The sequence below is a fragment of the Bifidobacterium sp. LH_413 genome, assembly GCF_056357015.1.
Genome location: NZ_JBKEVK010000004.1, coordinates 162,786 through 182,749 on the forward strand (window position 1 = coordinate 162,786; position 19,964 = coordinate 182,749).

Below are 19,964 nucleotides of genomic sequence, written 5' to 3' on the forward strand. Positions count from 1 at the left end.
GAATCAGGCAAGTAGACAATTGGGAGCAGCCATCGGTTGATTTCATACTATTTGACGTTCTTTCACCACGGTACTGGAAACTTGGCGATCAGGACACTGCCGACCTGCCTGATTCCCCTGTGGATTACCATTTGTGATTCCTCCGCCGCTATGCCGGCCAGTAGATGCGGGTCAGCGGCAGTAGGGCGCGAGTCTGGGTGTCCGCGTTCTCGTAGTTATCGACAAGGACGCGCGTGAATCGGTCGAGGTCGAGCAGGGTCACCGGTATACGCGCCCGCTCGGCCTCGTACAGGGCCTCCCTGGTGAAGCCGCCGGTGCTGGACGTACAGGCCGCGGTCGGCGTCGCGCAGGCCGGCGATGAACGAACGCAGCGCCGGAGCTCCCATGCTTTCCTTCCGGTGCTTCACCTCGACGACGATACGTGGGGATGACAATCCAAGACCGTCGGGCGAGGCGATGATGTCGCGTCCCTGATCACTGCCGCTGCCGGTCATCATGGTTCGATAGCCCATCGCTCGCAGCATGCCCGCCACAAGGTGTTCCATATATCATCCCAATCAAGGGCATGGATGCGATCTTTGATTTTCTCCAACGCTTCCTCTTCGGTGACCATACGGATTCCCTCATCGTCCGTCATGCCATCGGCGGAAGAAGCGGCATCGGATTCGATAATGACGTCGGGGGAACGCTCCTCCTCAAGGCTGTGGGCAAGATCGGCGTATGCATCCTCGTTGATGAGGCTGAGCGTGGCAATCGTGCCCAACGAGTTGCGAGATGTGTCGGACAATGCGTCCCGAGAAACGATGTGCTCCCACCTGACCTCGCGTGTATAGCAGACATCGGTATCGGTCCGAGCCATCATGCAGCCCCCGTCAGGATACCGATATGGTACTGGCGTTGCGCGGGATCATAGGTTACGACGTTATCGCCACATGACATGACCGAACCGAATCGGTATGTCTGCCCGACGATCATCGCGCGCGCCTGAGGGGACTTGTCCGCGTAGAGACGGTCCACGTATTCCTTGACCTGTTCCCTCGATGCATGGCCGAGGTCGAGGCCATCCAGGAGCCAGTAGATTGCCACGTATCCATGAGCGAACCAATCAGCCGCATACCGCGCTCCTCGTCCAGCGCGAATCAGCCATGCAGACAATCGATCGCCTCCCTGTCGCTCATGATTTCCGATGCCAGTCACGCCGGAATCGTTTGCCGGTATGTCCCGTCGTTCCGCGGGGACATACCGGCAAAGAGTTGTCGTGCCTATGGTCAATCAATCATACGTCGGCAAGCGCTTTGTCAAGCAGGGCCCTCACGGCCGCGCTGCGGCTCATGTGATGGTCGCGCATGTAGCGTTCCAGTTTGGCGTCACGTTCGTCATCCAGACGTACGCGAATCACGTTGGTCGCGGGCGTCGTGCCGACTTCGAGCGGACGACCGGGAGCCCGTCGCATGGCCTCCTCGAGCTGCTCATCCGTGTACCCGCGTTCGGCTTCCTCGGCATCAGCTTTGAGCATTGCCGCTTCGTCGGCCGGCAGATCATCGTATGAGAGCATGGCGTAGTCGTAGGTCATATCCATCGCCTGCCTCCTTCCATCAGTTTCACGTACTTGGTTCGCATGCGCATCGCGTGGATCAGTGCAGGACCCCTTGACGTTTCCACCACGACGACTTCCAAAGGAATACCATCCGGCGATATGCCGAGGTACAGCACCTTGAGCGGATCCTCGCGCAGCGTCAGCTCCCGTATCGCATGGGTCGCGACATACATGGCATCGTCAGGCTCGATGCCATGCTTGAGAGCTGAAGGGAATATGTTCATACCGAATATTGTACCACAAAACCCCCGCTACGGCAATGCCGCACCTGGCTCATATCCACGATTCCGGTAGTCCGCCTAGCAAGTATCTCCCAAAATCCTCGGAATCCGTCGTCCATCATGAAGCAGAAGAAGCGCATTCCTTACCGAGAACGCCCATTCGGGTTGTTCGGAATATGTGGGTGCGCACATATCCGGCACGGAACTACGGAACTGTTCACGCGCAGTTCCTCGTAAGTGACGCGCAGGGACTTCCGCAACATAGTCCCACCGGCATCACACCAGCCTTTCCCGGTCGGTCTTGGCCAAATGAAATAGGCGACATCAGGCATTACCTAGCACCTTACGTTCGAACTCATCGAAATCCGCATCCGCGAAACAACCGACAAGACCGTTGTATGTGCGACTCCTCCCATCCCGGATTCTTCCCCAACATGCAACTTCATAAATGGTTTATGAAGTTCCGCCCCTAACTTCATAAACCGTTTATGAAGTTCCCGAACCGTGGCACACGGCGGATTGCATGACGAGACCAACCAAGATATCATTTGTATAGATTTCCGATATACAAATGGAGGCTATGATGACATCGACCATGGTGAACGTCCGGCTTGACGAAAGCACGAAGAAGGGCATGGCCGAGGTCTGCGGCGAACTTGGCATCAGCATGAGCGCCGCATTCAACATCTTCGCCAAGACGGTCGTACGCGAACGCCGCATCCCGTTCGAAGTGACCGCGGACCCGTTCTACTCGGCCGAGAATATGTCTCGGGTCCGCAGAGCTGCCGCGAAGCTCGACGCGGGCCAAGGCACCGTCCACGAGCTAATCGAGGAATGACGTGCTGCTTATCTGGACGGACGAAGCATGGGATGACTACCTCTACTGGCAGTCGCAGGACAAGAAGACGCTTACACGCATCAACAAGATCATCCAGGACATCCAACGCAACGGCGCGGCGAACGGCATCGGCATGCCGGAACCGTTACACGGAAACCTATCCGGCTATTGGTCTCGTCGTATAGACGACAAGAACCGCATCGTGTACCGCGTCACCGGCGGAGAATCGGACAATCTCGAAATCGCCGTCTGCCGCACCCATTACGGCGACCACTGATACGACGATTCTCAGATCAGCTCCAGCTTCCGGAACGCGTTGGCGATGCCGTCATCGTGGATGTCGGCGGTCTGGATGTCGCACCATTGCTCGATGCCGTGGATGGCGTTGCCCATGGCGACGGACGTGCCGGCGGCCTTGAGCATCACCATGGCGCAGGCCCCGTTTCCGCAAAACGCCAGCCAAACCAATCAAACATGCAAACAACCACATATGACGCGGCTCGTTTGCCGGAAGACATGATTATTTATAGAATCATAATTTAGTAAATTACGATTCTATAAATCGCATCTCGTCCGTGGAAAGGTCGTCATCATGTTCGTGGGAAGGACCAGGGAACTCGCCACGTTGGAACGGCGATGGAACTCGTCGCAATTCGAGTGCGTCATCGTGTACGGGCGGAGACGCGTGGGCAAGACCACGCTCATCAACCGGTTCCTCGACGGACGCCCGTCAATCTTCTTTCCAGCCATCGAATCCAACACGGCCCGGAATCTTGAGAACCTCAGCCGCAGCATCGCCCTGTACCGCGCCGCCGCCGGCGACGACGATCTCGCCGACATGGCTGACGCCGCACCGGTCTACCAAGATTTCGCTTCGGCGCTGGAAGCGGTGTTCTCGCTCGCCCGACGCAAACGCCTCGCACTCGTCATCGACGAATACCCCTATCTGGCGAAGGCCGACCGGTCCATCAGCTCCGTCCTGCAACACGCCATCGACCGGCACAAGGACGATAGCCGGCTCATGATCATCCTCTGCGGCTCATCGATGTCGTTCATGGAGCGTCAGGTGCTCGGATATTCCAGCCCGTTGTACGGGCGCCGCACCGCGCAGATCAAGGTAGAGCCGTTCGGCTACGCCGACACGCGAACGTTCCTGCCCCGATACGGCGCCGAGGATGCGGCCATCGCATACGGTCTGACGGGCGGAATCCCGCAATATCTCAGACAAATCGACGACACCGAAAGCATCACGGACAACATCCGTTGGAACATCATCGATCCGGACTGCTACCTGTTCGAGGAGCCCGGCAACCTGCTCAAGCAGGAGCTGCGCTCGCCGTCAGAATACAACGCCGTCATCCAGGCCATCGCATCAGGCGCCTCGCGGACGAACGCCATCGCCACGGCATGCCATATGGAGACCGCATCATGCGCTACGTATCTACGCAACCTCATCGACTTGGGCATCCTCTATAAGGAGACCCCGTTCGGCGAACACGCGCCACGCAAGACGATCTACCGCATCAAGGACTCGTTCTTCCGATTCTGGTACCGCTACGTACCGGCGAACCTGCCGCTGATCCAGTCGGGCAACGCGGACATCGCCGCCGAACGCATCACGCGATCGATCAACGACTTCATGGGACCCGTGTTCGAGGACATCTGCATGCAATGGCTGTGGGCGCACGACACGACCGGGGAACTGCCGTTCCTCATACTCGACTCCGGACGCTGGTGGGGAGCCGACCCCAGGACCCGCAGCCAGGAGGAGATCGACATCATCGCCACCGGTGAGGATCCGAAGACCATGCTGTTCTGCGAATGCAAGTGGCGCAGCGTCCCGACCGGGCTGCGCCAGCTCGAAACGCTGCGCAGCCGGGCCGAACTCCTGCATCCTGCGCACGGATACTACATGCTCTTCTCCAAAAACGGCTTCGACGAACATGTCACGAGCCGTGCGGCGCAGGCGGACGATGTATCGCTGGTGAGTTTCAAGGACATGTAAGGCAGCGACCTCCTCGCCATCTCAGATCAGCCCCAGCTTCCGGAACGCGTTGGCGATGCCGTTGTCGTGGATGTCGGTGGTCTGGATGTCGCACCATTGCTCGATGCCGTGGATGGCGTTGCCCATGGCGACGGACGTGCCGGCGGCCTTGAGCATGGCCGTGTCGTTGTCGGAGTCGCCCACGGCGATCGTGTCGGCGACGTCGATGCCGAGCCGGGCGGCGACCTCGCGCACCGCGGTGCCCTTGTCGACGCCGTTGATGAGCAGTTCGCCGTTGTTCGGCGAGATCTTGTCATATGAGCCGTGCACGAGTGTGAACCACGGCGAGAGGTCGCGTTTCGTCTCCTCGAACGTCACGTCCGGGTCGGGGGCGGTGAAGTACGAGCCCTTGGACACGTGGATCGTCCGGCCCAACGTGGAGCCTTCCGGCACGTCGACCTCGTCGATCCGGTGCCAGAACCGCGCGAACTCGCCGCGGTCGAACGCCTTGCCCTTCGACTTCAGGTGACGCGCGTAGCCTTCCGAAATGTACATGCCGTCCGCGCCCTGCCACTGGTACGCCTCGATGCCGTGCGCCTTGAAATACGCGTCGGCCGCGTCCACCGCCTCGGGGTCGACGAACCGTTGGAACAGGATCTCGTCGCCCATGTTCGCCTGCGCGCCGGCCACGGAGACCACGCCGTCGAACCCGAGGTCGAGGATGCTTTTCTCGATCTTCGGCAGGGAGCGTCCGGTGCAGATGAACAGCAGGTGCCCGTTCTCCTGTGCCTTGCGGCACGCCTCCTTCGCGGATTCTGGCACCATGTGCCTTTCGTCCGCCAACGTGCCGTCGATGTCGAGGAACACCAGTTTCTTCGCGCCCATGCTTCGCTCTCCTTGTCCGTGAATCCGTTCGTTTATGAACCCGTCTGTCCGTGAGCCGTCACCGAATCCGCCACCATCATACGTGGCGCACACGGTTGCGCACACGGCCCCGCTCCCCGCTCACGCTTCGGCGAGCTGCGTCGTCGCGGCGGCGACCGGCGCGGGACGGGAGCGGCGGATGCGGCCGACCGCGAGCCCCAGCGCGACGAACGCGACGGCGAACAGCGCGACGATGCCGGTGCCCGTCGCCCAGCCGGCCGCGTCGACGCCGGACGCCGCCGTGCCGATGCCGAGCGCGTCGTCGATCGCCGCGCAATACCACCAGCCGGGCAGCATCCGCCCGACCGCGAGCATCGATTCGGGAATCATGTCCACCGGCAGGGAGAGTCCGGAGGTGAACAGGAGCAACAGGCCGAACACGTTGGCGAAACCGTTGGCCATCGTGTCGCCCGCTCCCGCCTCGCCGAGCAGGAAGCCGCAGGCGACGGTCATCAGCGCGTACACGCACGCCGACAGGACCGTCATCGCCACGCCGGCGGGTGCGAGGGACGCGGGGTCGAGTCCGGCGGCAAACATCAGCGCGACCGCGGCGATCAGGTAGGCGGCGACCACGACGAGCGCGAACCCGCACAGGGTGGCCATGCGCTGCATGCCCATCGTCGAGGAGCGTTGCGGCGAGGCGAACAGCCGGCGCCGCGTCTCCCCCGCGTTGAACACGCCGGACACGAGCGCCGTGCACACGGTCATCGCGAGGAACAGCGGGTAGAGGGCCGACTTGATCGTGGAGCCGAAACCGGCCGACGTCCGCTCCGCCGCGGACGTATCGGCGGCGTCGGCGGCCGCGTCGGCGTGGTCGACCGCGATCGCATGGTTCGCGGTCTTGTCGCGGGCGAGCGCGCGCACCCGCGTCGTCGCGGCGGTGAGGTCGTCGAGACCGGGACGCGCGACGGCGCCGTCCGCACCGGACGCACCGCCCACGTTCGCGCCGATCAGTTCCGTGCGCGTGAGCGAAAGGAATCCGCCGGTGGCCATCGACGCCATCGAACCGACGCCGGACGTGTAGCTGGTGACGGTCTCGACGGACGGGACCTTCCCGGACGAACCGTCCGCGTCACCCGATGCGGCCGAGTCGAGCATCTTGTCCGCGTAGCCGTCCGGGATGATGACGATGAGGTCCACCCAGTTCGACGCGACCGCCTGCTGGAGCGCCTGCGGCTCGTCGGCGAGGTCGATCACGTCGTCGTTCGCCGCGAGGTACGCGCGCAGCGAGGAGGCGACGCCGCCGCGATCGGAGTCCCGGTCGATGACGGCGACGGTGGCGCGGCCGGGCTCGTACACGTCGGCCGTGGCGTTCCGGTCGCCGAACAACGCGGACCCGCTGATGGCGAGCATCATGATGCCGATCAGCACCAGATAGATGATGATGTACAGCTTGTGCGCGGCGAGCACGCGCAGCGTGGCCTTACAGGTGTTCATAGCGTTGCTCCTTGAGCATGACGACGCCGGCGGCCAGGAACACGAGGCTCATCGCGATGAGCACGCCGCAGGTCGTGGCGAACGGACGGTAGTCGTCGTAGTAGAGGATGTCGTAGAACAGGTTCGTCACCTGCTGGGCGGGATTGACGAGCGCGAGCAACGGCGCGTGGCGGGTGATCCAGTCGCTCAGCTGCATCGCGAAGCCGCCGTACAGGCCGGAGAACAGGGACAGCGTGCACGGGATCGCGCTCGTCAGACCGATCTTCACGCTGTGCTTGAGTCCCGGTATCGCGCCGATCATCGTGCCGAACGCGCATGCCATGAACGAGGCGACCGCGACGGCGGCCACGGCGGCCGGTTCGCGCCCGCCCAACGGTATGCCGCACACGTAGCGGATGTAGGCGAGCGCGATGGTGAGGCTCACGTCAGAGCACAGCCAGCTGGCGAGGAATCCGGCCATGAGCTGCCGTCCACGGCCGAGCGGCGACACCGTGCGCCGGATGCCCAACGCGGACAGGTTCGCCTGCGCGCTGGTGACCGCGGTGATCGAATACCCCATGGCCATGAGGCAGGCCATGCCGAGCAGCGCGTAGAAATACCGTGCCATCACGTTCGGCGTGGCGTTCGTGAGGCTGATCTCTCGCGTCGTCCCCGCGATGCTGCCGATGGACGACCAGAACATGCGGGATTTCAGCGCCTCCGGGTGCCGTTGGAGCAGGTCGCGGGTCGCCGCGTCGGTCCGGTTGTACAGGTCGATCACGCCGGAGAGCGCGGCGACGGTGACGGCGCCGTTCGAATCGGTGGCCGTCGCGCCCTTCATCGCCTCCGCCGCCCGTGACGACAACGTCAGTCGGATGCGCCCGTCGCCGTCGACGCGCAGGTAGCCTTTCGCGGTGCCGTCGGCGAGCGCGTCGCGCGCCTCGGCGAGCGTGGCGGCCTTCCTGGCGTCGAGCAGTCTGGTGACGGTCACGGTCGTGCCGGTGGCGTCGCCGTTGTCGGTGGCGTCGCCTTTGCCGCCGGCGTCGCTCGTGCCGGTGGTCCCGCCTTTGCCGGACAAACCGTCGATGAACGCCTTCGCACCGAACGACGCCTTCCAGTTCGCGTCCTCGACGACCGCCACGGGCAGGGTCTTGAGCTCGTAGCCTTCCGCGAGATTGCCGAGCAGGCCGTTGAACAGGGTGGCGAGCGCGATCGGGAACACGATGAGCCAGAACAGCGATTGCCTGTTGCGCAGGTTCGTCTTCAACGTCATGACGAATGTGGTCCACATGGTTGCCTCCTTTCCGTGGGGCGTGCGGCGTGTACCGGTCAGTCGCGCAGCGCCTTGCCGGTCAGTTCGAGGAACACGTCGTTGAGTGTCGGCGGCCGGCTGGTGAGGTGACCGACGTTCACGCCGGCGGCGCGTAGCACGCCGAGCACGTCGACGAGATTGTGGTCGCCGCGGCGGCAGCGCACGTCGAGTTCGCGGCCGTCCCAATCCGCTTCGATGACGAAGCCGAGGGCGCGCACGTGGTCAAGCGTCGTCTCGTCGAGGTCGAGCGTTTCGACGGTGATGCGTTCGCCCGTGTCGATCATGGATTTGAGCTCATCGGCGGTGCCGAGCGCCAGATGCCGGCCGTGGTCCATGATGAGGATGCGGTCGCAGATCCGTTCGATCTCCTCCATGTAATGGCTCGTGTAGACGACGGTCGCGCCGGCCGCGTTGAGCCGTTCGATGCCTTCGAGAATCGCGTTGCGGCTTTGCGGGTCGACGGCGACGGTCGGCTCGTCGAAGAAGATGAGGTCGGGCTTGTGCGCGACGCCGCACGCGATGTTGAGACGTCGCAGCAGACCGCCGGAGAGTTTGCCGGGTCGGAACCGGCGGAATTCGCCGAGTCCGGCGAAGTCGATCGCCTCCTCGACGAGCGGCGCACGGTCGGCTTTCCTCGGCACGTACAGCGAGCAGAAGTAGTCGATGTTCTCCTCGACGGTCAGCTCGTTGAACACGGCGACGTTCTGCGGGACGAGGCCGATGCGCCGTTTGAGCGCGTAGCTGGTCGGCGTCATCGGCTCGCCGAACACGCGGATCGTGCCCGAATCGTAGGAGAGCAGGGCGAGGATGCAGTTGATGGCCGTGGTCTTGCCGGAGCCGTTGGGGCCGAGCAGGCCGAAGATCTCGCCCTGCCGGATGTCGAGGTCGAAATGGTCGAGCGCCACCATGTCGCCGTATCGTTTGACGAGTTTCGTCACGCTGATGGCCGAAGTCGCGGTGGTCGTGTGGTCGTCCGTCATGTCCGCTCCCTTCCTTGGGTGGTTGTCTCCATCGTCCCACCCGCGTGCACGTCCCGCCACCTGCAAACGTCACGTATCGGCGTGACGCAGGTGACATTCGTCACCGGTTTCGGTGGCACTGGGTGCGGGACGGATTGCGGGAATGGACGGTAGGCGCGGGGCGGTCCGGGATGTGCCGCGGCGAAGCGGGTAGGCTGGATGGTGACGGTTCGGTGCGGACGACGGAGGATTCCATGCGGGCGATGATCGGGAAGGGGGTGCTGCTCGCGTTCTGTCTCACGTTCGCGCCGGTCGCGCACCTCGCCGTGGATGCGTCGCTGGTCACGGCGATGCTGATGGCCGTGATTGTCTCCGCCCTGTCCGAATGGTCGTCCGGCAGGCGCGCGGCGCTCCTGCCGGCGACCGTGTTCTGCCTCATCGCCGTAATCGTCTCGGATTGCCGTGTGTTCCTGCCGCTCGTCGCCTTCGATATGGCGCGGATTCCGGCGGTCACGAATCACACGAACCATACGAATCGTCCGAATCGTCTCGCCGGTCTGATGCCGCTGATCGCGCGCTGGCTGTGGGTGGCGCCGCTGGTTCCGATGGCGGTCGAGGCGCATGCGGGCGGCGATGTCGCCCCGACTGCGCTGATGGTCGCGGCGACATGCGTGGGGGCGCTGTTGGGGGCGGATTCGCGCGACATCCCCATGCTGCGTCGCGCGTTGCGCCGCACCGAGGACCGTCTGCGGGAATCGTCACGTTCGTCGCGAATCAGGATCGCCGACCTGGACGAGGAGCGGGCGCAGTCGGTGCGCATGGCGACGCTCGGCGAACGCACGCGCATCGCCCGCGACATCCACGACAACGTCGGCCATCTGCTGACGCGCGCGATCATGCAGGCGCAGGCCGGGCGCGCGTTGGCCGACGCCACCGGCGACGCCGTCGCGGCGCGAGGATTCGGCGCGTTGGGCGCGACGTTGGACGATGCGATGACGATGGTGCGCCGGTCCGTGCATGATCTGGAGGATGACGGCACCGACTTCATCGCGCAGATCGAGGATGCGGCCCGGCCGCTCGCCTCCGCCGGCGCGGGCGGCGGAGGCACCGGTCCGAATCAGGGGTTGGAGGTGCGTCTGGAGAACGACATCGACGCCGCCCCCGCACCGGTCTCACGGTGTCTCGCGACGGTGATCCGCGAATCGTTGGCGAACGTGGCGCATCACAGCATGGCGCACGAGGCGCGGGTGACGCTGCGTGATTTCCCCGCGTTCTGGCAGCTGGTCGTCTCCGACCCCGGCCCCGCGATCCCGTTGGACGGCGATGGCGGTCCCGCCGGCGCTCCCCCGCACGGCATGGGGGTCGCCGACATCGAATCGCGGGTGCGCGCCTTGGGCGGCACCGCGTACTGCGGCCCCTACGATGGGGGTTGGCGTGTGTTCGTCTCGATCCCGAAGGCCCGTTGGGCCGCGGACGGCGGCACACGGAAGACTCCGGATATGGGACATCAGAAGAATCGTGGAAACCGAGGAAAGGCGGGTGCATGATGCGTATCGCGATCGTGGATGATGATCCGATCGTCTGCCAGTCGTTGGAGACGATTCTGACCGCGACCGGCGCGGCCGACGTGCTGTGGACGGCGAACGACGGCGACGATGCGGTCGCGCGGTATTCCTCGACGCCTGACGCGCGGCCGGACATACTGCTCATCGACATCCAGATGCCGGGGCGTGACGGGCTCGACGCGGCGCGGGAGATATTGGGGCGCGACCCGGCGGCGCGCATCCTGTTCCTGACCACGTTCGCGGACCGCGCGTACATCACGCGGGCGATGGCGTTGGGCGCGAAGGGCTATCTCATCAAACAGGACGTCACGGCCGTGGGGCCGGCGCTGCAGGCGGTCATGGCCGGCCAGGTGGTGCTGGGCTCCGACGTGCTCGGCAAGCTGACGGAGCCGGGGGCGGGCGCAGCGGCCCCTTCGGAATCCGCGGAATCCGCGAAGGCCACAGGATCGGCGGATCCGATACGTGGGGGCGATGCGGCGGTCGTGGAGTCGATGCTCAACGAGCGGGAGCGTGAGGTCGCCTCGCTCGTGGCCGAAGGATATGACAACCGCGACATCGCACGACGATTGTGTCTGAGCGAGGGCACGGTGCGCAACCGGGTGAGCGGCGCACTCGACAAACTCGGCCTGACCAACCGCACCCAGCTCGCCATCCTGTGGATCAACGCCCACCGCTGACGCGGCTTGGATACGACGAAGGGACCGGCGCGAACCGGTCCCTTCGGGAAACCAATCAGACGGAAGCGGCCCTTAGGCGGCTCTCGTCAGGCCATCCGTCTTACTCGACGGTGTTGTTCGGCACTTCGATGCCGTTGCCGAACTTGACGTCGCGGGCGGCGGCGACACGGCTCGGCAGGCCGTAGATGTCGATGAAGCCGTTGGAGGACTTCGAGTCGAAGCTGTCGCCGGAATCGTAGGTGGCGAGGTTGTAGTCGTACAGCGAGCTGTCGGAACGACGGCCGGTGACGACGGCGCGGCCGCCATGCAGCACCATGCGGATCTCGCCGGACACGTACTTCTGGGTGTCCTCGATGAACGCGTTCAGGGACTGGGTGGCCGGGCTGAACCACTGCGCATCGTAGACCAGCTCGCCCCAGCGCTTGTCGATGTCGCGCTTGATGCGGTGCTGCTCGCGCTCGAGGCAGCAGTTCTCGAGCTCCTGGTGCGCGGTGATGAGGGCCACGGCACCCGGGGCCTCGTACAGCTCGCGGGACTTGATGCCGACGAGACGGTCCTCGATGAGGTCGATGCGGCCGATGCCCTGGGCGCCGGCGCGGCGGTTCATCTCCTCGATGGCCTGCAGCGGGGTGACGTCGCGGCCGTCGATCTTGACCGGCACGCCCTGCTTGAACTCGATGACGACCTCGTCCTCGACCGGCGGGAACGCCGGGTCGTCGGTGTAGGAGTAGCAGTCCTTGGTCGGACCGTTCCACGGATCCTCGAGGAAGCCGGTCTCGATGGCGCGGCCCCACACGTTCTGATCGATGGAGTACGGGCTCTTCTCGGTCTGGGTGATCGGCAGCTTGTGCTCCTTGGCGAACGCGATCTCCACGTCGCGGGTGAGGGCGAGGTCGCGGATCGGGCTGATGGCCTTCAGCGTCGGGTCGATGGAGGCGATGGACACCTCGAAGCGGACCTGGTCGTTGCCCTTGCCGGTGCAGCCGTGGGAGATGGTGTCGGCGCCGAACTGGTGGGCGGCGCGCACGAGGTGCTTAGAGATGAGCGGGCGGGAGATGGCGGAGACCAGCGGGTACACGCCTTCGTACATGGCGTTGGCCTTGAGGGCCTTCATGCAGTATTCGTTGGCGAACTCGTCGCGGGCGTCGACCACGTAGGCCTCGACGGCGCCGCAGGCGAGGGCGCGCTGCTTGATGGTCTCGAGGCTCTCGCCGCCCTGGCCGACGTCGAGGGACACGGCGACGACGTCCTTGCCGGTGCGCTCCTTGAGGTAGGAGATGGCGACGGAGGTGTCGAGGCCGCCGGAGTAGGCGAGCACGAGTCGATTGTTATCTGCCATGGGATGCCTTTCTTCAAAACAAACTGATGCAAGTATATACAGAAGTCTGTATATTTATGCACGGCGTGTCCAGCATGCGTACGCGATGCGCCGCGGCGTGCCGCATCTCTCCCCCACCCGCTACGCGGGAGCCCCCTCGACAGAGGGGGCCGGAAGGAACGGAGTGCCGGAATGGAAGTCACTTGGAGGCGAGGGCGAGGAGCCAGTCGGCGCGGGCGACGGCGGTGTCGTCGTCCTTGCAGATCGCCATGACCGTGTCGTCGCCGGCGATCGTGCCGAGCAGGCCGTCGATCGGCTGCTTGTCGATCACCGAGGCGACGTACTGGGCGGCGCCGGACGGCGTGTGGATGACGATGAGGTTGCGGGCCGCCGCGACCGAGGTCACCAGACCGGACAGCACGCGCGACATCTGCGCCTCCGCCTTGGCGGAGTCCTGCTGCTCGTCACCGGACGGCTCATGGCCGACCGCGTAGGCCATCGTGCCGTCCGGAAGCCGCTTCTTGAACGCGTTCATCTCGTCAAGGTCGCGGCTCAGCGTCGCCTGCGTCACCGCGATGCCCTCGTCGGCGAGAATCGACGACAGCTGGGACTGCGAGGTGATGATGTGCGTGAGCAGCACCTCTTCGATGGCGCTCAGACGCGCGGCGCGCGTGGCCGGACGGTGGAGGGACGGACGCGTTTGGCTCATGCGAGCAGGCTTTCGTCGCCGCGCTGCTTGCCGACCAGCCAGGTGAGTAGCGCCTTCTGCGCGTGCAGACGGTTCTCGGCCTCGTCCCACACGACGGACTGCGGGCCGTCGATCACCGAAACGGTGACCTCCTTGCCGCGGTAGGCGGGCAGGCAGTGCTGGAACAACGCGTCCGGCTTGGCGAGCGCCATGAGCTCGTCGTTCACCTGGTAGTTCCAGAACGGCTTGGAACGGATCGCGTATTCGGCCTCCTCGCCCATCGAGACCCATGTATCGGTGAACACGCAGTCGGCGTCCTTGACGGCCTCCTTCGCGTCGGTGGTCACGAGGATGGAACCGCCGTTCTCCGCGGCGATGCGCTCGGCGTCGGCGACGATGTCCGGGCGGGGCAGGTAGCCCTGCGGGCCGGCGACGCGCACGTGCATGCCGGCGACGGCGCCGCCGAGCAGGTACGAGTTGGACATGTTGTTGGCCGCATCGCCCACGTAGGCGATGGTCTTGCCCTTGAGCGCGTCCACGCCGCCGCGGAACTGCGCGATGGTGAGGAAGTCGGCGAGGATCTGGCAGGGGTGGAAGTCGTCGGTCAGCGCGTTGACGACCGGGCAGGTGGCGTGCGCGGCCATCTCCTCGACGCGGTCCTGGCCGAACGTGCGCCACACGAGGCCGTAGGCCATGCGGGTGAGTACCTCGGTGGTGTCGCCGACCGGCTCGCCGCGGCCCAGCTGAGAGCCGGACTTGTCGATGACGAGCGGGTAGCCGCCGAGTTCGGCCACGCCGATGGAGAAGCTGGAGCGGGTGCGGGTGGACGGCTTGTCGAACAGCACGGCGACGGCCTGCGGGCCGGCGAACGGCTGATGGTAGAAACGGTTCTCGCGGAACTTCATGCCGAGTTCGAGGACCTGCTTCTGTTCCTCGTGGTCGAGGTCGTCGTCGCGCAGCATGTGGCGCAGTTCGGGGGTCATGGTGGTTGTCCTTTCGGGTGTGCGGGTGGCGGGCGGTTGCGGTCAGTCGTCGGGGAGGTCGCCGGGGACGGCCTTGAGGATGGCGAGCGCGTCGTCGACGTCCTTCTCGGAGACGATGAGCGGCGGGGCGAAGCGTAGGGCGTCGGCGCGCACCGCGTTGACGATGAGGCCGCGTTCGAGGCACCAGTTCATCACGGCGTGGGCGCACGGGTGGGCGAGTTCGACGGCGTCGAGCAGGCCGCGGCCGCGCGTGGAGACGTACAGCGGGTTGCCGGCGGCCATGAGCCCGTCGCGCAGCTGACGCCCGCGGGCTTCGGCGTTGGCGACGAGGCCGTCCTCCTCGATCACGTCGAGCGTGGCGAGGGCCGCGGCGGCGCCAAGCGGGTTGCCGGCGAAGGTGGAGCCGTGGGAGCCGGGCGTGAACAGGGCGGAGAGCTTCTCGCCGAAGGCGATCATGCCGCCCATCGGGAAGCCGCCGGCCACGCCCTTGGCGAAGGTGACCGTGTCGGGCGTGATGCCGCCGGACAGGTCCTCGCGCTGGAAAGCGAACCATGCGCCGGTGCGGCCGATGCCGGTCTGCACTTCGTCGATGATGAGCAGCGCGTGGTTGATGTCGCACATCTCGCGCACCTTCTTGACGTAGTCGGCGCCCAAGGGCTTCACGCCGGCCTCGCCTTGGATGAGCTCCATGATGACGGCGGCGACGGGGCCCTTGCCGTAGGGGCCGACGCCGGTCTCGCTGAACGCCTCGTACAGGGAGAGCGGGTCGCCGGCGCGCACGAATTCGATGTTGGGCACGAGCGGGCCGAACGGCTTGCGGATGGCGGGCTTCCACGTGGCGGACAGGGCACCGAGCGTGCGGCCGTGGAATCCGTTGGTCAGGGCGATGATGCGCGCCGGCTTGCCGCCCATCGAAGGCGCGGCGCCGGGCAGGGTGCGGCCGTACAGTTTGGCGAGCTTCAGGGCCGCCTCGTTGCCTTCCGCGCCGGAGTTGCCGAAGTAGACGTGGGAGCCTTCGGGGGCGCCCGCCAGTTTGACGAGGCGTGCGGCGAGCTCGATCTGCGGTTCGGTGGCGAAGTAGTTGCTCACGTGCGCGACCTTCGCGGCCTGTTCGGCGACGGCCTTCACCCACTTGGGATGCGCGTAGCCGATCGAGTTGACGGCGATGCCGCCGAGGAAGTCGAGGTATTCGTTGCCGTCGACGTCCCACACGTGGGCGCCCTGGCCGTGGTCCATGACGCGCAGCGGCGTGCCGAACACGTTCATGTGGACCTGGGAGTACTCCCCCAGCCACTGGGAATCCTTGGGGCCGAGCGGTTCCGGGCCCGCCGCGGGCGTGGTGCTGTTCACGTCAGAAGACATAGGAGCTCCTCATTTCGATGCCGTCCTCGGGCACGACCATGGTGCCGATGCCGGCGGAGGTGAAAATCTCGTTCAGGATGGAATGCGGCTTGCGGCCGTCGATGATGTGCGCCTGGGGCACGCCGCCGTCGATGGCGCGCACGCACGCCTCCATCTTCGGGCGCATGCCGGATTCGAGGTCGGGCAGCATGTCGCGCAGGTTCTCCACGCCGATGCGGCCGATCAGCGAGTTGCGGTCCGGCCAGTCGGCGTACAGGCCGTCCACGTCGGTGAGGATGACGAGCTTGTGCGCGCCGACGGCGGAGGCGAGCGCGGCGGCCGCGGAGTCGGCGTTCACGTTGAGCACTTCGGTGGCGTCGTCCTCGTTCGGGGCGACCGAGGAGACGACGGGGATGCGGCCCGCGTTGACGAGGTCCTCGACGGCGGAGGCGTCGACGGAGACGACGTCGCCGACGAGGCCGATGTCGGTGGGCTTGCCGTCGATGACGGGCCGGCGCTGCATGGCGGAGAACAGGCCGCCGTCCTCGCCGGAAAGCCCCACGGCGAGCGGGCCGTGCGCGTTGATGAGACCGACGAGCTCACGCGACACCTTGCCGGTGAGGACCATGCGCACCACGTCCATCGCCTCGGGCGTGGTGACCCTAAGGCCGCCCTTGAACTCGGATTTGATGCCGAGGGCCTTCAACATCTGGGAGATCTGCGGGCCGCCGCCGTGCACGACGATCGGGTGTAGGCCCACCTGGCGCAGGAACACCATGTCCTCGGCGAAGCACTGCTTGAGGTGTTCGTCGATCATCGCGTTGCCGCCGTATTTGACGACGATGCGCTGGCCGGCGAACTCCTCGAGCCACGGCAGCGCCTCGATGAGCACTTCGGCCTTCTGGTCGGCGCGCAGGTCGGTGTGCACGTCGAAGTGGAATCCGGGTCCCTTCAGTTCGCTTGACATATCCTCTTTCAGCTTTCGTAGTCAGCGTTGATGTGGACGTATTCGTGGGTGAGGTCGTCGGTCCAGACGGTCGCCTCGGCGTCTCCGGCGTTGAGGTCGATGTCGATGTGGACCTCGCGCGGGGTCATGTCGACCTCGGAGCGGTCGCGTCCGGCGCCGCCGTTCTCGCAGATGCGCACGCCGTTGACGTCGACGGTCACCTTGTCGGACTCGTAGGGGGCGACTTCCGGCGGCACGGTGCCGAGCGAGGAGACGATGCGGCCCCAGTTCGGGTCGTTGCCGCTGATCGCGCACTTGAGCAGGTTGGAGGCGGCGACGGCGCGTCCGCAGGCAAGCGCCGCGTCCTCGCTGGTCGCGCCGGTGACGGTGATGCGGATGTCGTGGCTGGCGCCTTCGCCGTCGCCGATGATCTGGCGGGCGAGCGAGGCGCAGGCGTCCTTGACGAGCTTGTTGAACTCGTCCGTGTCGGGTTCGACGCCGGAGGCGCCGGAGGCGAGCAGAAGCACCGTGTCGTTGGTGGACATGCAGCCGTCCACGTCGATGCGGTTGAACGAGTGTTCGGTGGCGACGGCGAGCGCGGCCTGGAGCTGGCCGGCGCTCACGACGGCGTCGGTGGTGATGACGCACAGCATGGTGGCCAGCTGCGGGGCGATCATGCCGGAGCCCTTGACCATGCCGCCGATCCTCCAGCCGCCCGTGCCTTCGAGTTCGACGGTCTTCGGCTTGGTGTCGGTGGTCATGATGGCGTGCGAGGCGTCCGCGCCGGCCTCGGGCGTGGCGGCGAGCGCCGCGTGGGCGGCCTTCGCGCCGCCGAGCACGTGGTCGAGCGGCAGCAGTTCGCCGATGAGGCCGGTGGAGCACACGGCCACGTCGTCCGGTTCCGCGCCGACGAGCGCGGCGACGGTTTCGGCGGTGGCCTTGGACTGCGCGTAGCCTTCGGCTCCGGTGCACGCGTTGGCGCCGCCGGAGTTGAGAATCACGGCCTTGACGTGGCCGTCGGCGACGACCTTGCGCGACCACTGCACGGGCGCGGCGCAGAAACGGTTGGAGGTGAACACGCCGGCGGCCGCGTCGAGCGGGCCGTTGTTGACGACGAGCGCGAGGTCCTTCTTGCCGGCGACGGCGGAGATGCCCGCCTCGACGCCGGATGCGGCGAATCCTTGTGCGAATGTGACGCTCACGGGGCGACTCCGATCTTGGTCAGGCCCTGGTCTTCGGGAAGGCCGAGGGCGATGTTCAGGGACTGCACCGCCTGGCCGGCGGTGCCGCGGTTGAGGTTGTCGATGGCGGCGAAGGCGATGATGCGGCCGGCCTTGCGGTCGGTGACGACCTGGATGTGGGCGGCGTTCGAGCCGATGATGTTCGCCGTGGCGGGCAGCGTGCCTTCCGGCAGGAGCACCATGAAGTCCTGGCCTTCGTAGGCGTGGGCCCACACGTCGCGGATCTCCGCGTCGCTCAGGCGCTTCGCCTTGTCGGTCATCTTCGCGCTCACGCAGGCGAGGATGCCGCGCGACATGGGCGCGAGCACCGGCGTGAACCCGAGCGTGAACCCGTCGGCGGCCGCGGCGTCGAGGCCGGCGGCGTGCGCGAGGTTCTGCAGAATCTCGGGGATGTGGCGGTGCGTGCCGCCCACGCCGTACGGCAGGGCGGAGCCGAACGCCTCGGCGGCGAGCAGGTTGGTGCGCTTGAGGTTCTTGCCGGCGCCGGAGTAGCCGACGACGAGGTCGGCGACGATGTCCGTGTGCTCGACGAGGCCTTCGGCGACGCCGGGTTGCAGGGCCAGCGTGGTGGCGGTCACGTTGCAGCCAGGGCCGGCGATGCGCTTGGTTCCGGGCAGCGCGGCGCGCTGGCGCGTGTACGAGCCGTCGGCGGCCTTGCCGGTGATGAGCTCGGGCATGCCGTAGGTCCAATGCTCGTAGAAGTCACCGCCGTAGAACTCGTTCCACGCGCTCTTCTCCTCAAGACGGTGGTCGGCGCCAAGGTCGACGACGACAGCGTCAGGGTCGAGCTGGGACGCCAGCTTGCCGGAGGCGCCGTGCGGCAGCGCGAGGATGATCACGTCGTGGCCGTTCAGGACTTCCGGGGTGGTGTCTTCGACGGTCAGATCCGCCAGCTGCGGGATATGCGGCATGTGCTTGCCGAGCTTGTCCCCCACCGAGGAGTGACCCGCCACGCAGGTCACCTCGAACGCGGGATGGGCGGCCAGAATGCGCAGCGCCTCGCCTCCCGCATAACCCGTGGCACCCGCCACGGCCACCGTGTATTTCGCCATATCACGTCCTTCACTTCATGGGCAATACCCACGAGCATACATACCTATGCAGACTATTGCATAATTATGTAATCACGTGTCGAGACGATCGGTCATGTGGTCATCGTGTCGCCGGAGGTGGAGCCGCCGCCGACCATATCGAGCATCTGGTTGGTGAGATCGGTCACGTCGACGCCGTTGACCCACATCCAGATCTGCAATGCGGTGGTGAGCACGTTGATGACGATCGCGGCGATGGCGAGCCAACGGCCCTTCATGTGGAAGGTGCCGGTGCGCCACACGGAGATGACGCCCATGATGGTCGGCAGCAGGGGCACGCTGAACACGATCGCGAACACGAAGGCGATGATCGCGTAGGAGTCCCAGCGCCCGTACAGCGGGTTCTGGTTGGGGTCGTTCACGTCGATGCCGTAGAAGTAGCGCGGCGTGTGGCCGTCGTTCGTGCCGGCACCGACACCCGGACCCGTCGGTGACTGGTTCGGATTGCCGGGGTTCCCGTTCGGACCGTACGGGCCGTTCTGCGGATATTGGCCGTTCCGCCCGTAGCCGCCGGGATACGCGGCACCCGGCGTGCGCTGCGTCACCTGCTGCGGCATCTGCCGCGCGTTCTCCCCCGCATCATCCTTCTTCGGCTCGGGGTCGGGCGCGCCGTACAGATACGGATTGTAGTTCGGACCATATTGGCTCAACATCGCGCCGTAGTCGGGATGCGCGTACTGCCCGTACTGCGGCTGTGACTGCGACGGCGTCTCCCCGGATACGACGGGACCCGGTGAGCCCGCCCCCGGTGCGACGCCGTCCCCTCCCGTCTGTCGTGCGGAATCGTTCGGCTGCTGTCCGGGTGCGCTCATCGGGTCCTCCTCGTGTTGCACCTTATGTTAACTTATGTCGTTTCGCTTTCG

22 protein-coding genes and 1 pseudogene are annotated in these 19,964 nt (G+C 65.7%); 5 read left to right on the top strand and 18 right to left on the bottom strand.

Annotated features, from left to right (window positions below; translation table 11 throughout):
- Positions 1-215 precede the first annotated feature (215 nt).
- From AC1AYN_RS07870 to AC1AYN_RS07890, 5 genes are all read right to left on the bottom strand, one after another.
- Positions 216-545 carry a restriction endonuclease gene (locus AC1AYN_RS07870; RefSeq protein ID WP_476532830.1) on the bottom strand — a complete coding sequence of 110 codons (330 nt, stop codon included), beginning with the start codon at positions 543-545 and terminating at the stop codon, positions 216-218.
- Entirely contained in the window at positions 494-862 is a 369-nt protein-coding gene (locus tag AC1AYN_RS07875) for a hypothetical protein (protein WP_476532882.1), read from the bottom strand. Before AC1AYN_RS07875 ends, AC1AYN_RS07870 begins: the two co-directional genes overlap by 52 nt.
- Positions 859-1,086: a hypothetical protein gene (locus AC1AYN_RS07880; RefSeq protein WP_476532831.1), complete on the bottom strand. Its 228-nt coding sequence runs from the start codon at positions 1,084-1,086 to the stop codon at positions 859-861. The genes AC1AYN_RS07875 and AC1AYN_RS07880 overlap by 4 nt, the downstream gene beginning before the upstream one ends.
- A 190-nt stretch (positions 1,087-1,276) precedes the next feature.
- Complete coding sequence (locus AC1AYN_RS07885; RefSeq protein ID WP_476532832.1) at positions 1,277-1,573, bottom strand: hypothetical protein; 297 nt, start codon at positions 1,571-1,573, stop codon at positions 1,277-1,279.
- Positions 1,570-1,821, bottom strand: a complete 252-nt coding sequence (locus tag AC1AYN_RS07890) for a hypothetical protein (protein ID WP_034526300.1) — start codon at positions 1,819-1,821, stop codon at positions 1,570-1,572. The genes AC1AYN_RS07885 and AC1AYN_RS07890 overlap by 4 nt, the downstream gene beginning before the upstream one ends.
- 577 nt (positions 1,822-2,398) lie before the next feature.
- Between AC1AYN_RS07890 and AC1AYN_RS07895 the strand changes: the two genes are divergently transcribed.
- Both AC1AYN_RS07895 and AC1AYN_RS07900 read left to right on the top strand, forming a co-directional pair.
- The gene (locus AC1AYN_RS07895; protein ID WP_476532833.1) at positions 2,399-2,656 is read left to right on the top strand and encodes a type II toxin-antitoxin system RelB/DinJ family antitoxin; all 258 of its coding nucleotides are present in this window, start codon (positions 2,399-2,401) and stop codon (positions 2,654-2,656) included.
- Between the two features lies 1 nt (position 2,657).
- Entirely contained in the window at positions 2,658-2,933 is a 276-nt protein-coding gene (locus AC1AYN_RS07900) for a Txe/YoeB family addiction module toxin (protein WP_476532834.1), read from the top strand.
- 11 nt (positions 2,934-2,944) lie between these two features.
- Here the strand turns inward: AC1AYN_RS07900 and AC1AYN_RS07905 are convergent.
- Positions 2,945-3,079 (bottom strand): annotated as a pseudogene (locus tag AC1AYN_RS07905) (HAD family hydrolase); the annotation flags it as partial.
- A 169-nt stretch (positions 3,080-3,248) separates the two neighbouring features.
- Between AC1AYN_RS07905 and AC1AYN_RS07910 the strand changes: the two are divergent.
- A complete protein-coding gene (locus AC1AYN_RS07910; protein ID WP_476532835.1) occupies positions 3,249-4,661 on the top strand; it encodes an ATP-binding protein in 1,413 nt (470 codons plus the stop codon).
- A 21-nt stretch (positions 4,662-4,682) separates the two neighbouring features.
- Here the strand turns inward: AC1AYN_RS07910 and AC1AYN_RS07915 are convergent, their stop codons facing one another.
- The 4 genes from AC1AYN_RS07915 to AC1AYN_RS07930 form a co-directional block, all read right to left on the bottom strand.
- Positions 4,683-5,525: an HAD family hydrolase gene (locus tag AC1AYN_RS07915; protein WP_476532836.1), complete on the bottom strand. Its 843-nt coding sequence runs from the start codon at positions 5,523-5,525 to the stop codon at positions 4,683-4,685.
- Positions 5,526-5,645: 120 nt separating this feature from the next.
- Complete coding sequence (locus tag AC1AYN_RS07920; protein WP_476532837.1) at positions 5,646-7,001, bottom strand: ABC transporter permease; 1,356 nt, start codon at positions 6,999-7,001, stop codon at positions 5,646-5,648.
- On the bottom strand, positions 6,988-8,271 hold the full coding sequence (locus tag AC1AYN_RS07925) for an ABC transporter permease (RefSeq protein WP_476532838.1): 1,284 nt from the start codon (positions 8,269-8,271) through the stop codon (positions 6,988-6,990). The genes AC1AYN_RS07920 and AC1AYN_RS07925 overlap by 14 nt, the downstream gene beginning before the upstream one ends.
- Positions 8,272-8,309: 38 nt before the next feature.
- Complete coding sequence (locus AC1AYN_RS07930) at positions 8,310-9,272, bottom strand: ABC transporter ATP-binding protein (RefSeq protein ID WP_476532839.1); 963 nt, start codon at positions 9,270-9,272, stop codon at positions 8,310-8,312.
- 233 nt (positions 9,273-9,505) lie between these two features.
- Here AC1AYN_RS07930 and AC1AYN_RS07935 point away from each other — a divergent pair, with 233 nt between their 5' ends.
- A complete protein-coding gene (locus tag AC1AYN_RS07935; protein ID WP_476532840.1) occupies positions 9,506-10,798 on the top strand; it encodes a sensor histidine kinase in 1,293 nt (430 codons plus the stop codon).
- Complete coding sequence (locus AC1AYN_RS07940) at positions 10,798-11,493, top strand: response regulator (protein WP_476532880.1); 696 nt, start codon at positions 10,798-10,800, stop codon at positions 11,491-11,493. Before AC1AYN_RS07935 ends, AC1AYN_RS07940 begins: the two co-directional genes overlap by 1 nt.
- A gap of 100 nt (positions 11,494-11,593) precedes the next feature.
- Here AC1AYN_RS07940 and AC1AYN_RS07945 read toward each other — a convergent pair whose 3' ends face one another.
- The 8 genes from AC1AYN_RS07945 to AC1AYN_RS07980 all read right to left on the bottom strand — a co-directional run bounded on the left by AC1AYN_RS07945 (position 11,594) and on the right by AC1AYN_RS07980 (position 19,913).
- On the bottom strand, positions 11,594-12,832 hold the full coding sequence (locus AC1AYN_RS07945) for an argininosuccinate synthase (protein WP_476532841.1): 1,239 nt from the start codon (positions 12,830-12,832) through the stop codon (positions 11,594-11,596).
- 178 nt (positions 12,833-13,010) lie between these two features.
- Positions 13,011-13,520, bottom strand: coding sequence for an arginine repressor (locus AC1AYN_RS07950; protein ID WP_476502089.1), 510 nt, complete (start codon positions 13,518-13,520; stop codon positions 13,011-13,013).
- A complete protein-coding gene (gene argF, locus AC1AYN_RS07955) occupies positions 13,517-14,482 on the bottom strand; it encodes an ornithine carbamoyltransferase (RefSeq protein ID WP_476532842.1) in 966 nt (321 codons plus the stop codon). The genes AC1AYN_RS07950 and argF overlap by 4 nt, the downstream gene beginning before the upstream one ends.
- Before the next feature lie 42 nt (positions 14,483-14,524).
- Positions 14,525-15,844 carry an acetylornithine transaminase gene (locus tag AC1AYN_RS07960; protein WP_476532843.1) on the bottom strand — a complete coding sequence of 440 codons (1,320 nt, stop codon included), beginning with the start codon at positions 15,842-15,844 and terminating at the stop codon, positions 14,525-14,527.
- A complete protein-coding gene (gene argB / locus AC1AYN_RS07965) occupies positions 15,834-16,790 on the bottom strand; it encodes an acetylglutamate kinase (protein ID WP_476502086.1) in 957 nt (318 codons plus the stop codon). The genes AC1AYN_RS07960 and argB overlap by 11 nt, the downstream gene beginning before the upstream one ends.
- An 8-nt stretch (positions 16,791-16,798) precedes the next feature.
- The gene (gene argJ, locus AC1AYN_RS07970; RefSeq protein WP_476532844.1) at positions 16,799-17,971 is read right to left on the bottom strand and encodes a bifunctional glutamate N-acetyltransferase/amino-acid acetyltransferase ArgJ; all 1,173 of its coding nucleotides are present in this window, start codon (positions 17,969-17,971) and stop codon (positions 16,799-16,801) included.
- Positions 17,968-19,062, bottom strand: a complete 1,095-nt coding sequence (gene argC / locus AC1AYN_RS07975; RefSeq protein WP_476532845.1) for an N-acetyl-gamma-glutamyl-phosphate reductase — start codon at positions 19,060-19,062, stop codon at positions 17,968-17,970. Before argC ends, argJ begins: the two co-directional genes overlap by 4 nt.
- A 92-nt stretch (positions 19,063-19,154) precedes the next feature.
- The gene (locus AC1AYN_RS07980; protein ID WP_476532846.1) at positions 19,155-19,913 is read right to left on the bottom strand and encodes a hypothetical protein; all 759 of its coding nucleotides are present in this window, start codon (positions 19,911-19,913) and stop codon (positions 19,155-19,157) included.
- Between the last annotated feature and the right edge of the window lie 51 nt (positions 19,914-19,964).